At 71.0% G+C, this 13,823-nt stretch carries 16 protein-coding genes; 5 read left to right on the top strand and 11 right to left on the bottom strand.

What is annotated here, in order from left to right; genetic code table 11:
* Nucleotides 1–68 precede the first annotated feature (68 nt).
* From ACWD3E_RS14060 to ACWD3E_RS14050, 3 genes are read right to left on the bottom strand one after another with little or no spacing between them, the layout of a single operon-like run.
* Nucleotides 69–551: a hypothetical protein gene (locus ACWD3E_RS14060; RefSeq protein WP_451387798.1), complete on the bottom strand. Its 483-nt coding sequence runs from the start codon at nt 549–551 to the stop codon at nt 69–71.
* A 5-nt stretch (nt 552–556) separates the two neighbouring features.
* The gene (locus tag ACWD3E_RS14055) at nt 557–1,696 is read right to left on the bottom strand and encodes a hypothetical protein (RefSeq protein WP_451387797.1); all 1,140 of its coding nucleotides are present in this window, start codon (nt 1,694–1,696) and stop codon (nt 557–559) included.
* On the bottom strand, nt 1,696–2,244 hold the full coding sequence (locus ACWD3E_RS14050; RefSeq protein ID WP_451387796.1) for a hypothetical protein: 549 nt from the start codon (nt 2,242–2,244) through the stop codon (nt 1,696–1,698). Before ACWD3E_RS14050 ends, ACWD3E_RS14055 begins: the two co-directional genes overlap by 1 nt.
* A 131-nt stretch (nt 2,245–2,375) precedes the next feature.
* On the opposite strand from ACWD3E_RS14050, the gene ACWD3E_RS14045 reads away from it, so the two are divergent.
* The 4 genes from ACWD3E_RS14045 to ACWD3E_RS14030 all read left to right on the top strand — a co-directional run bounded on the left by ACWD3E_RS14045 (nt 2,376) and on the right by ACWD3E_RS14030 (nt 5,016).
* Complete coding sequence (locus tag ACWD3E_RS14045) at nt 2,376–2,891, top strand: YbaK/EbsC family protein (RefSeq protein ID WP_451387795.1); 516 nt, start codon at nt 2,376–2,378, stop codon at nt 2,889–2,891.
* Nucleotides 2,888–3,736 carry an EamA family transporter gene (locus ACWD3E_RS14040; RefSeq protein WP_451387794.1) on the top strand — a complete coding sequence of 283 codons (849 nt, stop codon included), beginning with the start codon at nt 2,888–2,890 and terminating at the stop codon, nt 3,734–3,736. The genes ACWD3E_RS14045 and ACWD3E_RS14040 overlap by 4 nt, the downstream gene beginning before the upstream one ends.
* Nucleotides 3,737–3,766: 30 nt before the next feature.
* Nucleotides 3,767–4,660, top strand: coding sequence for an NAD(P)-dependent oxidoreductase (locus ACWD3E_RS14035; protein WP_451387793.1), 894 nt, complete (start codon nt 3,767–3,769; stop codon nt 4,658–4,660).
* Nucleotides 4,661–4,737: 77 nt separating this feature from the next.
* Entirely contained in the window at nt 4,738–5,016 is a 279-nt protein-coding gene (locus ACWD3E_RS14030) for a DUF1876 domain-containing protein (RefSeq protein WP_451387792.1), read from the top strand.
* Here ACWD3E_RS14030 and ACWD3E_RS14025 read toward each other — a convergent pair.
* The 6 genes from ACWD3E_RS14025 to ACWD3E_RS14000 form a co-directional block, all read right to left on the bottom strand.
* Nucleotides 5,006–6,169 carry a serine hydrolase domain-containing protein gene (locus tag ACWD3E_RS14025; protein ID WP_451388143.1) on the bottom strand — a complete coding sequence of 388 codons (1,164 nt, stop codon included), beginning with the start codon at nt 6,167–6,169 and terminating at the stop codon, nt 5,006–5,008. The two genes, ACWD3E_RS14030 and ACWD3E_RS14025, sit on opposite strands and share 11 nt — an antisense overlap.
* 98 nt (nt 6,170–6,267) lie before the next feature.
* On the bottom strand, nt 6,268–6,672 hold the full coding sequence (locus ACWD3E_RS14020; protein WP_451388142.1) for an organic hydroperoxide resistance protein: 405 nt from the start codon (nt 6,670–6,672) through the stop codon (nt 6,268–6,270).
* Between the two features lie 159 nt (nt 6,673–6,831).
* A complete protein-coding gene (locus ACWD3E_RS14015; protein ID WP_451387791.1) occupies nt 6,832–7,317 on the bottom strand; it encodes a MarR family winged helix-turn-helix transcriptional regulator in 486 nt (161 codons plus the stop codon).
* A complete protein-coding gene (locus ACWD3E_RS14010) occupies nt 7,314–8,087 on the bottom strand; it encodes an energy-coupling factor ABC transporter ATP-binding protein (protein WP_451387790.1) in 774 nt (257 codons plus the stop codon). Before ACWD3E_RS14010 ends, ACWD3E_RS14015 begins: the two co-directional genes overlap by 4 nt.
* Nucleotides 8,075–8,836, bottom strand: coding sequence for a cobalt ECF transporter T component CbiQ (gene cbiQ, locus ACWD3E_RS14005; protein WP_451387789.1), 762 nt, complete (start codon nt 8,834–8,836; stop codon nt 8,075–8,077). Before cbiQ ends, ACWD3E_RS14010 begins: the two co-directional genes overlap by 13 nt.
* Nucleotide 8,837: 1 nt before the next feature.
* Nucleotides 8,838–9,887, bottom strand: a complete 1,050-nt coding sequence (locus tag ACWD3E_RS14000; RefSeq protein ID WP_451387788.1) for an energy-coupling factor ABC transporter permease — start codon at nt 9,885–9,887, stop codon at nt 8,838–8,840.
* A 156-nt stretch (nt 9,888–10,043) separates the two neighbouring features.
* On the opposite strand from ACWD3E_RS14000, the gene ACWD3E_RS13995 reads away from it, so the two are divergent.
* Nucleotides 10,044–10,382, top strand: coding sequence for an SsgA family sporulation/cell division regulator (locus tag ACWD3E_RS13995; RefSeq protein WP_451350804.1), 339 nt, complete (start codon nt 10,044–10,046; stop codon nt 10,380–10,382).
* A 20-nt stretch (nt 10,383–10,402) separates the two neighbouring features.
* Here the strand turns inward: ACWD3E_RS13995 and ACWD3E_RS13990 are convergent, their stop codons facing one another.
* Nucleotides 10,403–12,067 carry a penicillin-binding transpeptidase domain-containing protein gene (locus tag ACWD3E_RS13990; protein ID WP_451387787.1) on the bottom strand — a complete coding sequence of 555 codons (1,665 nt, stop codon included), beginning with the start codon at nt 12,065–12,067 and terminating at the stop codon, nt 10,403–10,405.
* A gap of 96 nt (nt 12,068–12,163) precedes the next feature.
* Entirely contained in the window at nt 12,164–13,801 is a 1,638-nt protein-coding gene (locus ACWD3E_RS13985; protein WP_451387786.1) for a penicillin-binding transpeptidase domain-containing protein, read from the bottom strand.
* Nucleotides 13,802–13,823 lie beyond the last annotated feature (22 nt).

The raw sequence follows: 13,823 nt of genomic DNA, 5'->3' as shown, positions 1-13,823 counted from the left end.
GCTTCCTTTTGTCCCGGACCCCGACCGGAACCGACCGGAACCGTCCGGACCCGGTCCGGAGCCCTCGCTCAGCTGCGCATCCGCAGCCGGAACGTCGGGCAGGTGTCCGGGTCGTCGTCCTGGTAGAGGTAGGTCTTCTTGCCGTCCCTGGCGATCGACAGGGTGTCGATGGTGTCGTCGGGCAGGAAGAAGTCCGGCGCGGTGAAGCTGAGCCCGACCTGCGGATGCCCGCCCGTCGAGGCGCCCTCCTGCACCTCCCAGGTGCCGGAACCGTCGAACGTGGCGCCGAGCTTGTCCTTGTGCCAGTTGCCGCTCGGCCAGTGGCGCACGGTCACCCTGCCGCCGGGCTTGCCGTCCGTCGAGGTGAGGGTGATCGTCGCGCCCTTCGCCTTGTCCTCTCCCGCGTATGTCCCGGTCAGGTCCACGGAGCTGACGGAGGTCGCCTGCTTCCCCATGCAGGCCTCGACGGCGGTGGACGCGGAGGAGCAGGCCGCGAGGGGAGACAGCAGTGCCAGCGCGGCCGCGGCGGTCACCACGTGGTGTCGGGACACGGGGGCTACTTTCCCTTCGGCGGAATGCGTTCGGTCCAGGTGATCTCCTGGTCCACGGACGAGAAGACGCCCTCGTCGCGGTTGAACTTCTTGAGCCAGTCGTAATAGCCGACGTAGTGCAGGAACGACTCGTTGCTCGTGTTGTTGTGGAGCTTGTACTCGACGACCAGCGAGCCGTCGGGGTCCTGGCCCTTGACCGTGTAGTTCAGGTTGTAAGAGCCGGTGAACGCCTCGCCGAGGTGGTCCTCGTCCCCGGTGACGATCGCGGGCAGGTCCGTGGTGACGAGCTTCTTCAGCGCGCCCAGCTTGCCGCTGTCCGAGATCGAGTACGACACGCTGCCCTCGGGCTGCCCCGTGGACTGCCACTGCTCCAGCGTGTCCAGCCGCAGCTGCTTCATGCTCTCGCTGGACCGGATCAGCTCGGTCATCCTGTCGCCGCTGAAGTACTCGCGGCTGCGGGAGCCGTCGCCGGTCACCCAGTCCCAGCCGAGCGAGTACGGGTCGTCCGAACTCAGGCCCGGGTACGGGTTCTTGTTCTGCATGGCGAGGTCGAGCGCGTTGTACTCGTCCTCCCCGATCCCGCCGGTGTGATCGATGTCCTTGAACCGCGGGTGGTCGTTGAACCACTGGCCGAGACCCAGGTCCGACATCAGGCTGAAGGCGAGGTTGCGGTCGGCCGTGACACCGCGCTTCAGGATCCCCGAGATCTCGTGTGCCGCCGCCTCGATGGTCTTGTCGTCCTCCTTGGTGGTGTCGGCCTTGCACATGCCGTCGGCGATGTCGGTGGACACGGTTCCGTCCGCGTGGATGTAGAGCCCCTTGTCCGTGGCCCGCCGGACGGCGTCCTTGAGGTCCCGCTGGGCGGCCTTCAGATCGACCACCGCGTCCTGGACCACGCGTTGCGCCGCGTCCGCCACGGCCGCGGCGTCCTCCAGCTGCCGCTGGATGTCGTCGATCATCTTCCAGGCGTACGGGGCCGCGGCCCCTTCCCAGTAGCCCTTGTTGCGCAGCGGGCTGAGGACGTCGTCGTGCATCTGCTTGCCGAGGCCCTTGATCTTGCCGTGGATGCTCTTCCAGCGGTCCGCCAGGTCGTCCAGGACCGTGAGATCCGCGCCCAGCAGGGCCTGGTAGAAGGTCTTGGCCATCAGTAGTCCTCCAGCACCGAGCGGACCTTCACCTGCCGCGCCGACTCCTCGACGGAGGCGTCGGTCGACTTGTAGGTGTGGTCGGTCGAGCGCAGGCTCTCGGCGATGTGGGCCAGCCAGGCCGTGACGGTGCCGGCCTGTCGCTCCCACTGCCGGTGGGCCAGCCGGATCGCCGGCGCCGACTCCATGCCTGCCAGCTCGCGCACGGCCTTCAGTGAGGGCTCCTCCAGGGTGGCGGCCGGCTTGTAGAAGTCGTCGTAGATGTCGTCCACATGCCCGGCGGCCGTCTTCAGCACCGACGGGGCGATCTTCAGCCGGTCTCCCGAACCACCGGACTTTCCGGGCGGCTTGATCAGGCCGGGCGGATCCGGCTGGAGCGGCGGCCGGTCCAGCGGGTCCTTGGCGCTGTCGGCGGGCGGCGCGTGGTAGTCCCCCTCGAAGCCCGGAAGGATGTCGTGCTTCCTGATCTCGTCCGGGGACAGCGGAAGTTTCGACTGGTCCGGCTCCGGAAGCCTGTCGTCCCCAGTTACGGCTTTGCGATCGCTCACGGTTCTTCCCCCGAAGATTCTTTGGTGCAGCAAGGTAACCATGACGGCGGCGGAAGATCACATCTGGAGCTGCGAAGGGTCCGGTGAAAACCCTGTGATCGCGGCTCGGGCGATGTCGTAGCGTGCCGTCCATGACGACGACAGCCGCCACTGACGCCGAAGGATCCGGAGCCCACCCGCGGTTCGCCGAAGCGCTGCGCGCACTCGGCCTCGACGAAGTCCTCGCGCGGACCCGGCATTTCCCGGAGGCCACCCGGACCGCCGCCGAGGCCGCCGCGGCGATCGGGTGCGAACTGAGCCAGATCTGCAAGTCACTGATCTTCGCAGCCGACGGCGTTCCGGTGCTCGTACTGATGGACGGCGCCTCGCGCGTGGACGTGGAGAGGGTGCGGCGCGAACTGGGCGCCGGGAAGGTCACCCGGGCCGACGCCGGAGCCGTCCGCGAGACCACCGGCTATGCCATCGGCGGCGTACCGCCCTTCGGGCACCGCACCCGAACGCGTGTGCTCGCCGACCGCTCGCTGCTCGCGCACGACACCGTGTGGGCGGCGGCCGGAACTCCCCACACCGTCTTCCCGATCGGGCCGAAGGACCTCGTCGCCCACGCGGGGGCCACGCTGGTGGACGTGCGCGAGCAGACCGCGTGACGCCGCTGGTCACCGCGGCCGTCCTGGTCGCGGCGGTCACACACGCCAGCTGGAACGCCATCGCGCACCGCATCACCGACAAGCTGGTCGGGTTCACGCTGATCATGGCCGGCGGGGTGCTCATCGGACTGGTGCTGGCGCCGTTCACGGCGTTCCCGGCGGCGCGCGCGTGGCCGTACCTGCTCGCCTCGGCCGTCGTCCATGTCGTCTACGTCCTGCTGCTGATGACGTCGTTCCGGCTGGGGGACTTCGGGCAGGCCTATCCGATCGCGCGGGGCAGCGCACCGCTGGTGGTCACCGTGTTCGCGGCCGTCTTCGCACACGAGGTGCCCGACACCTGGGGCGCCGCCGGCATCGTGCTGTGCTGCACCGGCCTGACCGGGGTGGCGCTGTGGGGGCTGCGCGGGCGCCGGCCGGACTGGGCGGCGATCGGGGCCGCGCTCGCGACGGGGCTGTCCATCGCCTCGTACACGGTCATCGACGGCCTCGGCGTGCGCGCCTCCGGCTCGCCGCTCGGCTACACCGGCTGGCTGATCATGGTGCAGGGCGTGGCGATCCCGGCGTACGCCGTTGTCTTCCGCTGGCGGCGCGAGTCGGTGGCCGTCCTGCGCCCCTTCGCCGCCCTCGGCCTGCTCGGCGCGGTGCTGTCCGTCTCCGCGTACGGCCTGGTGCTGTGGGCGCAGACCCGCGCCGAACTCGCCCCCATCGCCGCACTGCGCGAGTCCTCGATCATCGTCGGCGCGGCCATCGGCGCCCTCTTCTTCAAGGAGCGTTTCGGTGCGCCCCGCATCGCGGCGGCGGGTTTGCTGGTCGTGGGCATAGGGCTGATGCTGCACACCGGGTGACCGAATGAAGATCCGTACGAAGGAGCCGTCATGACCGACAAGCCGACCGTCAGCGTCCTGGGCACGGGCATCATGGGCGCCGCCATGGCCCGCAACCTGTGCCGCGCCGGACTCCCCGTGCGGGCCTGGAACCGTACGCGCGCGAAGGCCGAACCGCTCACCGCCGACGGTGCCACCGTCACCGGCACGCCCGCCGAGGCCGTCGAGGGCGCCGATGTCGTCCTGACCATGCTCTACGACGGCACCGCCGCCCTGGAGGTCATGCGCGAGGCCGCCCCGGCGCTGCGTCCCGGCACCGTGTGGGCGCAGTCCACCACCGCCGGGATCGAGCTGACCGCCGACCTCGCCGCCCTCGCCCGCGAGCACGGCCTGGTCTTCTACGACGCCCCCGTGCTCGGCACCCGCGAGCCCGCCGAGGCGGGCCGGCTGACCGTGCTGGCGGCCGGACCCGAGGAGGGCCGGGCGACGGTCACGCCGGTGTTCGACGCGGTCGGCGCCAAGACCGTGTGGACCGGCGAGGACGGCGCGGCGGGCAGTGCCACGCGGCTGAAGCTGGTCGCCAACAGCTGGGTCCTCGCGGCCACCGCGGCGACCGGCGAGGTGCTGGCCCTGTCCCAGGCCCTCGGCGTCGACCCGCAGCGCTTCTTCGACGTGATCGAGGGCGGCCCGCTCGACATGGGATACCTGCGCGTCAAGTCGGCCCTGGTGCTGGAGAACCGGCTCTCCCCTGCGTCGTTCGCGGTGGCCACCGCCGAGAAGGACGCCCGGCTCATCGTCCAGGCCGGCGAGCAGGGCGGCGTACGGCTCGACGTCGCCGCGGCCACCGCCGAACGGCTCGCCCGCGCCGCGGCCCAGGGCCACGGGGCCGAGGACATGGCCGCCGCGTACTACGCCAGCTTCGAGGAAGGAAAACCGGCCGGCTGAAGGCGGTTCACGCGTCAATGTGCCGTTCCGGGTGTGGGGGAGCACCCTGGTATCAGCAGCCTTCGGAGGTGGTCATCATGGTGCACACCCTTGTCGGATGGCACATCGAAATGGAATTCATCGAGGAGAACGACACCCACACGCGCGCGGTGGCCCTCTTGCGTCTGCCCGACGGCACCGAGGTGCGGGCGCACGGTCACGCCAGCAGGCACCGCGTCGACCCCAACCAGCCCAGGGTGGGCGAGGAGATCGCGGGGGCCCGTGCGCTCAACGAACTGGCCATGCAGCTGCTGACCAAGGCCCACACGGAGATCGACGCGGTGTCCGGCCGGACCTCGCACCCGATCAACGTGTGAGCGTCGAGCGCAGCGCGCGCACCAGTGCCTGCGCCCGCGGGTCCGCCGTCACGCTCTTCCGGAAGCCGTTGGTGACGTAGCCGAAGGAGAGGCCCGTCTCCGGGTCGGCGAAGGCCAGCGCGCCGCCGCGGCCCGGGTGGCCGAAGGAGGCGGGGGAGAGCAGCGGGGACGCGCTGCCGTGCAGCATGTAACCGAGGCCGAAGCGGGTGCCCACGACCAGCACCCGGTCCGGCCCGGCGGACTGCTCGCCGCGGGCCAGTTCCATGGTGTCCGCGGTGAACAGGCGGCGCCCGCCGTCCACTTCGCCGATGAGCGAGGCGTAGAACCGGGCCAGGCCGTCGGCGGTCGCGATGCCGTTGGAGGCGGGCAGGACGGCGGCCCGGTAGGCGGGGTCGTTCTCGTCCGGGAGCGGGGTGATGGCGGCGAAGGCGCGGCGGGTGAGGGAGTCCGGGTCGGCGTAGGCGTCGGCGACCGCCCGCTTGGGGCGGGTCCGCAGACCGCCGGCCGGCTGCGGGTCCTCTGCGGGACCGACGCGGCCCACGCGCGCCTGCTCCGCCTCCGGCAGCCCGAGCCACAGATCGGCGCCGAGGGGCGCGGCGATCTCGGTGGCTATCCACTCGCCCACGCTGCGCCCGGTGACCCGCCGGACCAGCTCGCCGGTGAGCCAGCTGTAGGTCTGCGCGTGGTAGCCGTGGTCCGTGCCCGGCTCCCATGCCGGCGCCTGCGCCGCCACGGCCGCCGCGCCGAGGTCGGGGTCGGTGGCCTCGGCGGGGGTCAGCGGGCGGTCCAGCACGGGCACGCCCGCGCGGTGCGCGAGCAGGTGCCGGACGAGGGTGCGCTCCTTGCCCGCGGTCTTGTACTCCGGCCAGTACGCGCCGACCGGGGCGTCCAGGTCCAGCTCGCCGCGCTGGTGCAGGAGCAGCAGTGCGGCGGCGGCGACACCCTTGGTCGCGGAGCGCACGATCTGTGCGGTGCCCTGCTCCCAGGGGGTCTCGCCGTCCACGTCCTTGGTGCCGGCCCACAGGTCGACGACCTTGTGCCCGTCCCGGTACACGGCGAGGGCCGCGCCGCGTTCCCCGAGCAGCGCGAAGTTCGCGGCGAACGCCTCCCTGACCGGCTCGAAGCCTTCGGCCACCACGCCGTTCACGTCCAGATCCACGACCGGTCCCTCCACTCGCTTGCGACCATGAGTGAAACACGGGTGTGTGGCCTTGGATTCCTCGGCCGATGGTGATCTCGGCTACGCGGGGCTCAGCCCAGCAGAATCGTCACGTCGATGTTGCCGCGCGTCGCGTTCGAATACGGGCAGACCTCGTGCGCCGCGTCCACCAGCTTCTCCGCGATCTCCCGGTCCAGGACCGGCAGGGAGACGCTGAGGGCGACCGCGAGGCCGTAGCCGCGGTGCCGGTTCGGGCCGATGCCGACCTTCGCGGCCACCGTCGAGCCGGTCAGGTCGTAGCCCGCGCGGTTGCCGACCAGGATCAGCGCGTTGTGGAAGCAGGAGCTGTAGCCGGCCGCGAACAGCTGCTCGGGGTTGGTGCCGTGGCCGTCTCCGCCCAGCTCGGGCGGCATCGCGACCTTCAGCCCGATCTGGCCGTCCTGGCTGGTGACATAGCCCTCCCGGCCGCCGTGGGCGGTGGCCTCGGCGACGTACATGATCTTCGTCGGACGGGTGTCGACACCGGTGTCGACTGCGGTGCCGTCGGTCAAGACTGGCCTCCCCAATCAAGTGGCGCACAAGTGCATTGTGCACAAGGTACTGGCTGGTAGGTCAGTCCGCTCCACCAGGGGACTCGAACCGCGGGTAACGCGGGATCAGAGGCGGTCGGACGCCGCGTCGACGCGCTCGGTGAGCCGCCACAGCTCCTCGCGCAGCCGCGTCATCTCCTGCGCGTCGAGCCCCGTCGCCGTGATGAGCGCGCCGGGCACGCACTCCGCGCGCTCCCTCAGTTCCTCCCCGCGCCCGGTGACCGCGACGAGCACCGAGCGCTCGTCGCTCGCCGCGCGCTCCCTGCGCACCAGGCCCGCCCCCTCCAGCCGCTTCAGCAGCGGCGACATGGTGCCGTAGTCCAGCCGCAGGGCGCTCGCCAACTCCTTCACGGTGGTCTCGCCGCGCTCCCACAGCACGAGCAGGACCAGATACTGCGGGTAGGTGAGCCCGAGGTCGTCCAGCAGCGGACGGTATGCGGCCGTCACGGCGCGCTGCGCGGCGTACAGCGCGAAGCACAGCTGGTCGTCCAGCAGCAGCGAACCGGCGGCCCCTTTGCCGGGCCGGTCGTCTCGGTCGTCTTGAGGCGTCACGCGCCCATTGTCACGGACTTCGGGTCGAAGCCGAAGGGCAGCTCCAGCCGGTGGGCCCGCATCAGCGCGTCGTCGCACAGCAGCTCGCCGGTCGCGGCGTCCGCCGCGATCACGCCGTCGCTGAGGATCAGCGAGCGCGGGCACAGCTCCAGGGCGTACGGCAGGTCGTGCGTGACCATGAGCACCGTGACGTCCAGGGAGCGCAGGATGTCGGCCAGTTCGCGCCGGGAGGCCGGATCCAGGTTGGAGGACGGCTCGTCCAGGACGAGGATCTCCGGCTCCATCGCGAGCACGGTCGCCACCGCCACCCGCCGGCGCTGGCCGAAGGACAGGTGGTGCGGCGGGCGGTCCGCGAACTCCAGCATGCCGACCCGCTCCAGGGCGGTCCGTACCCGCTCCTCCAGCGCCGCGCCCCGCATCCCGGCCGCCGCCGGACCGAACGCCACGTCCTCCCGGACCGTCGGCATGAACAACTGATCGTCGGGGTCCTGGAAGACGATGCCGACCTTCTGCCGGATCTCGGCCATGTGCCGCTTGCCGACCGGCAGCCCGGCCACGGTCACCGTGCCGGTGCCGCCGCCCAGGATGCCGTTGAGGTGCAGCACGAGGGTGGTCTTGCCGGCGCCGTTCGGGCCGAGCAGCGCGACGCGTTCGCCGCGCGCGATGCTGAAGTCCACGCCGAACAGGGCCTGGTGGCCGTCGGGGTAGGCGAAGGCGAGGCCGGAGACCTCCAGGGAAGCGGGTGCGGTCACAGCGGTCACAGGATCCATCCCAGCAGACAGACGATCAGGGCGGCGAAGGGCAGGGCGAGGGCGTACGACCACTGCGCCCGGGACGCGGTCACCTCGTCGATGACCGGCATCGAACCGGAGTAGCCCCGGCTCACCATGGCCAGGTGCACCCGCTCCCCGCGCTCGTAGGAGCGGATGAACAGCGCGCCGGCCGACTTGGCGAGCACGCCCCAGTGGCGCACGCCCTTCGCCTCGAAGCCGCGCGATTCACGGGCGATCCGCATCCGGCGCATCTCGTCGGTGATGACGTCGCCGTAGCGGATCATGAAGGAGGCGATCTGCACGAGCAGCGAAGGCAGCTTCAACCGCTGCAGCCCGAGCAGCAGTTCGCGCAGTTCGGTGGTGGCGGCCAGCAGTACGGAGACGGCGACGCCGAGGGTGCCCTTGGCGAGCACGTTCCAGGCGCCCCACAGTCCGCCGACGCTCAGCGAGAGCCCGAGCACGTGCACCCGCTCGCCCTCCGCGACGAACGGCATCAGCACCGCGAACGCCACGAACGGCACCTCGATCAGCAGCCGTTTGAGCAGGAAACCGGCGGGCACGCGCGCGTGCCGCGCGACGAACGCCAGCAGCACGGCGTACAGAGCGAACGCCCACACCGCCTCGCGCGGGGTCGAGACGACGGCCACCACGAAGGCGAAGGCGGCGGCGAGCTTGGTGTGCGGCGGCAGGGCGTGCACGGGGGAATGGCCGTGCCGGTAGAGCCGGTGTGCGTGTCCCGCTCCCATGTCAGGCCCCCGTGCTCGCCGTCGAGGCGGGGGAGACGTCGCCCGTACGCCGCCTGCGCACCGCCCAGAACACCGTGCTGCCCGCGACGACCGTGACTCCGACGCCGATCGCTCCCGCGAGGCCCTTGGAAGCGCGACCGTCGGTGATGTCCTTGACGCCGTAGCCGGCGAGCGGGGAGCCGTCGCTCGCGTGCTTCTGGGTCTTCTTGTCGATGCCCTTGTCGTGGGCGACCTTCATCAGGCCGTCCGGACTGGCGGAGGCGTAGAAGCTCACGAACCCGGCGAGCACCAGGGAGGTGATCAGGCCGCCGATCAACAGCGTGCGCCGGGAGGTGCGCGCCGCCACGGGCGCCGTGGTCGGTGCGTCCACGAGTACGCCGTTCACGCGCAGCTTGAGGCGTTGGTGCAGGCCACGCGCGCCGTGCACCAGGTCCGGGCGTACGGCGACGACCGCGCTCACCGTGAGCGCGGTGATCACGGCCTCGCCGATGCCGATCAGCACGTGGACGCCGATCATCGCGGTCGCCACCTTGCCGAGGGCGACGTCCGTCGTGCCGCCGATCGCGTAGATGAGGGTGAAGACGACGGCGGCGGCCGGCACGGAGGCCAGCGCGGCGACGAAGGAGGCGACGGTGACCGAGCGCCGCTTGCGGGGCAGCACGGCGAGCAGCGCGCGGAAGACGGCGTACGCGACCACCGTGGTGACGATCGCCATGTCGGTGATGTTCACGCCGAGCGCGGTCAGCCCGCCGTCCGCGAAGAGCACGCCCTGCATGAGCAGCACGACCGACACGCAGAGCATGCCCGTGAAGGGCCCGACCAGGATCGCGGCGAGCGCCCCGCCCAGCAGATGGCCGCTCGTTCCGGCCGCGACGGGGAAGTTCAGCATCTGTACGGCGAAGATGAACGCCGCCACCAGACCGCCCAGCGGGGCCGTCCGCTCGTCGAGTTCTCGGCGGGCGCCGCGCAGGCTCACGGCGAGGGCGCCGACGGCGACAACGCCGGTGACGGCGGAGGTGGGGGCGTCGATGAATCCGTCAGGTACGTGCACCGTTCGATCTTAGAGGCTTGTTGCGAGTCTTTTGCAATAGCTAGCCGCTCGCCAATCGCAGCTCCGGAGGCACAAATCGGAAAATATGGGACATTAAGGAAGAAGAGGTGGATGCGCGGCTGCCGCATTCGTCACACTGCGTGAGAGGTTGTTCCGATGTCTGTAGTCGAACAGACCGCCCGCGCCCACATCGTCACGGACGAGGAGGACCCGGGGGCCGTACCGGTGGTGCTGCGGTACGACCCGGACGCCGATCCGCGGTCGGTCCGGGTCGGGCTGCCGGGACCGCACGAGTGGACGTTCTCCCGGGCGCTGCTGGAACGAGGACTGCGGGCACCGGCCGAGAGCGGTGATGTGCGGGTGTGGCCGTGCGGGCGCGTCCAGGCGGTCGTCGAGTTCCACTCCGACAACGGTGTCGAGGTGGTCCAGTTCGAGTCGAAGGCGCTGCTGAGATTCCTCCGCCGCACGTATACGGCGGAGCCGGTACGGAACTGAGCCGAGCCGGTACGGCCTGGTCAGCCGCCCATCTTCAGCAGGGCCGCCACGATCGGGCCGGCCGTGTCGCCGCCGTGCCCGCCCGCCTGCACCACGCCAGCGGCGACGAGGTCGCCCCGGTAGGCGGTGAACCAGCCGTTCGGCTTCTTCTGCCCGTCGACCTCGGCGGAGCCGGTCTTGGCGCCGACGTCGCCGCCCACGCCCGCCATCGCCTTGGCGGCCGTGCCGTACGCCGCCGTGTACTGCATGACCTCCTTCACCTGGGCCCGGGTCTTCGACGACATCGTGTGCGTGGCCTTCGCCAGCGTGCGGTGGTCCACCGAAGGCGACACCAGATACGGCTGGTGGAAGGCGCCCGCCTGCACCGTCGCCGCCACCGACGCCATGTTCAGCGGGTTCATGCGCACCCCGCCCTGCCCGATCAGCGAGGCGCCCATCTGCGCGCCGCTCTGCACCGGGACGGAGCCGTCGAACGACGGGACGCCGATGGCCCAGTTGTCCATGCCGAGGCCGTAGACCTGCTGGGCCTCCTTCGTCAGGTCGCTGTTGGACAGCTTCGGCGCGAAGTTGATGAAGGCGTTGTTGCAGGAGGCCCCGAAGCTCTGCTTGAACGTGCCCTTCTTGATCTCGGAGTCGCCGTCGTTGTGGAACGTCCAGCCCGCGAGCTTGTACGTCTTGGGGCACGGGTGGGAGGCGTCCGAGGTGATGAGCTTCTTCTCGAAGAGCATCGTCGACGTCACGATCTTCATCGTGGAGCCGGGGGCGAGGGAGCCCTGGAAGGCGACGTTGAAGCCGTGCTCGCTGTTGGCGACCGCGAGGATCTCACCGGTCGAGGGCCGCACGACGACCACGGAGGCGCGCTTGCGCTTGCCGACCTGCCGCTCGGCCTCCGCCTGGAAGGAGGGGCTCAGCGTGGTCTTCACCGTGCCCGGCGTGCCCTGGCTCAGCGCCACGAGCGTCTTGTCGGACAGCTTGGCCTTCTGCGACGCCTTGCCGCGCACCACGCGCAGCTCGATGCCTGCCTTGCCGCCCGCCGTCTTGCCGTACTTCTCCCGCAGCCCGTCCAGCACCGCGCCCAGTGAGGGGTACTTGGCGGCCGTCAGCTCGCCGCCGTCGCGGTCCAGCGCCTTGATGGGCGGGGTGCCGGACTCGCCGGTGACGAGGGTGTCGCCGTCCTGCAGATCCGGGTGGACGATCGAGGCGTGCCAGCCGACCAGCGGCTTGCCGTCGCTCGCCCGCCGCACCACGGTGAGCGAACCGCCGTAGGCCAGCGGCTTGCTGAGGCCCTGGTCGGCCACCGTCGCCTTGACGGCGAACGGCACCTTGGCGCCGGTGGCCGCGGCCGGGGTGAGCGTGACGCTCTTCAGGTGGGCGTCCTTGGCGACCTCGGTGAGCAGCGTGGTGGCGGCGGAGGGGTTGTCGGTGGCGGAGGCCGCCTCGGCGACCCGCCCCTGCTGCCAGGCTGTCAGGAAACGTGCGGAGGCGGTGTGGACCTCGGCGGGGGTGAGCGGGCCGGTCTTGATGTTCTTGTGGTCGGCCGTGGCGGAGGCCGCATCGGCGGCGCCCCCGCCGTCGTAGAGCGCGTAGACGCCGAACCCGGTGACGACGACGGCGGCGGCGATCATCCCGCCGAGCGCGGCGGAGCTGGGCTTGCGTCGCTCGACGACACGTCTTCTCTTGCCCACAGCCTCAGTTCCTCCGCGCTCTCCCCAGGGTCCCCGCAGCCCTCTCACTCCTCAACGACGGCTCTTACCTTAAAGTCCCTGGCTTCGCGAGAGATATCAGCCCGAAATCCGTAGCACGCTTGCGACAATCGGCCCCGCCGCGTCGATGCCGTGGCCGCCGTCCTGGACCATCGCCGCGGCGGCGACGTCGTTCCGGTACCCGGTGAACCAACTGTCGGACTTCGCCTGGCCGTCGGCCTCCGCCGAACCGGTCTTCGCGCCGATGTCCCCGCCGAGCCCGGACATGACCCCGGCTGCGGTGCCGCTGCGCGCGGTGCGGTTCATCATGGTGCGCAGCTGCTGGACGGTGCTGTGCGACAGCCCGCGCGCGCGAGCCGGTCTGCGGTGGTCCAGGCTCAGCGGCACGATCACGGGCTGCCGGAAGGTGCCGGTCGTCGCGGTCGCCGTGACGGAGGCCATGTTCAGCGGGCTCATCTGCACCTGTCCCTGGCCGATCAGGCCGGCGGCGGTGTCCGGGCCGTCGGCGGCGGGCACCCGGCCGTCGAAGGACGGGACGCCGATCTGCCAGTTGTCCTGCCCGAGCCCGAACCGTTCCTCGGCCTCATTCTTGAGGGAGTCCACCTTCACCTCGTCGGCGAACTTCACGAACGCCGTGTTGCAGGAACGCGCGAAGCTGTCGGAGAGGGTGGCGTGCTCGTCCGGGACCAGGCCCTTGAGGTTGTGGAAGGTCTGGCTCTCCGAGACGGCGGAGGGCGGGCAGGGTGCCGGGCCGTTCGCCGTCGTCAGCCCGTTGTCGATGAGGGTCGCCGCGCTGATGATCTTCATGGTGGAGCCGGGCGGGCGTTCGCCGAGGAGAGCCGCGTCGAAGCCGTCCGTACGGTGGTTGGCGACGGCCAGGATCTCGCCCGTGCTGGGCTTGACGGCCACGACGGATGCGTCGGCGTACTTCTGCACGGCGGCCTCGGCCGCCGCCTGCGCGCTCGCGCTCAGCGTCGTGGGCAGTCTGCCCGGTCTGCCCTTGGCGAGGGTGAGCAGGGTTGTGTCGGCGGCCTGACTGCCGTCTCCCGTGTCCGCATGACGTATCACCAGCTCCACGCCGGGGCGCCCGCCCGTCTTCGCGCCGTACCGCTTGCGCAGCTCGTCCAGGACGGGCCCGAGCGACGGGTACTTCGCGGGCGTCAGCACCCGCCCGTCGCGGTCCACGGCCTCGATCTGAGGGGCCGACGACTCGCCGGTCGCCAGGGTGTCGCCCTTGCGCAGCTGCGGGTGGACGACGGAGGGCTGCCAGTCCACGAGCGCCCGGTGCGAGGTCCTGCCGCGCACGACCGTCAACCGGCTCCGGTAGGTGAGGGGCTGGGACTTCCCGTCGTACGACACCGTTGCCCTGACCTTGAAGGGCACGGTCCTGCCGGTGGCCGCACCGGGCGTGATGTGCACATCGCCGATGTGCGCGGCCTCGCCGTACGCGGTCAGCAACTCGCGGGCGGCCTCAGGGAAGTTGGTGTACGTGGCCGCCGTCGCGCTGTCCCCCTTCTCCCACGCGGCGAAGAACTTCGCCGTGGTCGCCCTGACCTCGGCGCCGCTGGGCGGGCCGGTCTGCGCGGCGGCGGGACTCCCGCCCGTCCCCCCGCCGCCGTTCAGCGCCGACAGCATGTTGTAGGCGCCGTAACCGGCCCCGCCCAGCACCACCACGCACACGCCGCCTATGACGGCCCCCTTGACTGCGCTGTGCATCGCGCGTTCCTCCCCGTTTGCT

Source organism: Streptomyces sp. NPDC002676 (assembly GCF_053592455.1).
The sequence above is the reverse complement of the archived record's forward strand: the minus strand, read 5'-3'. Positions and strand labels throughout refer to the sequence as shown.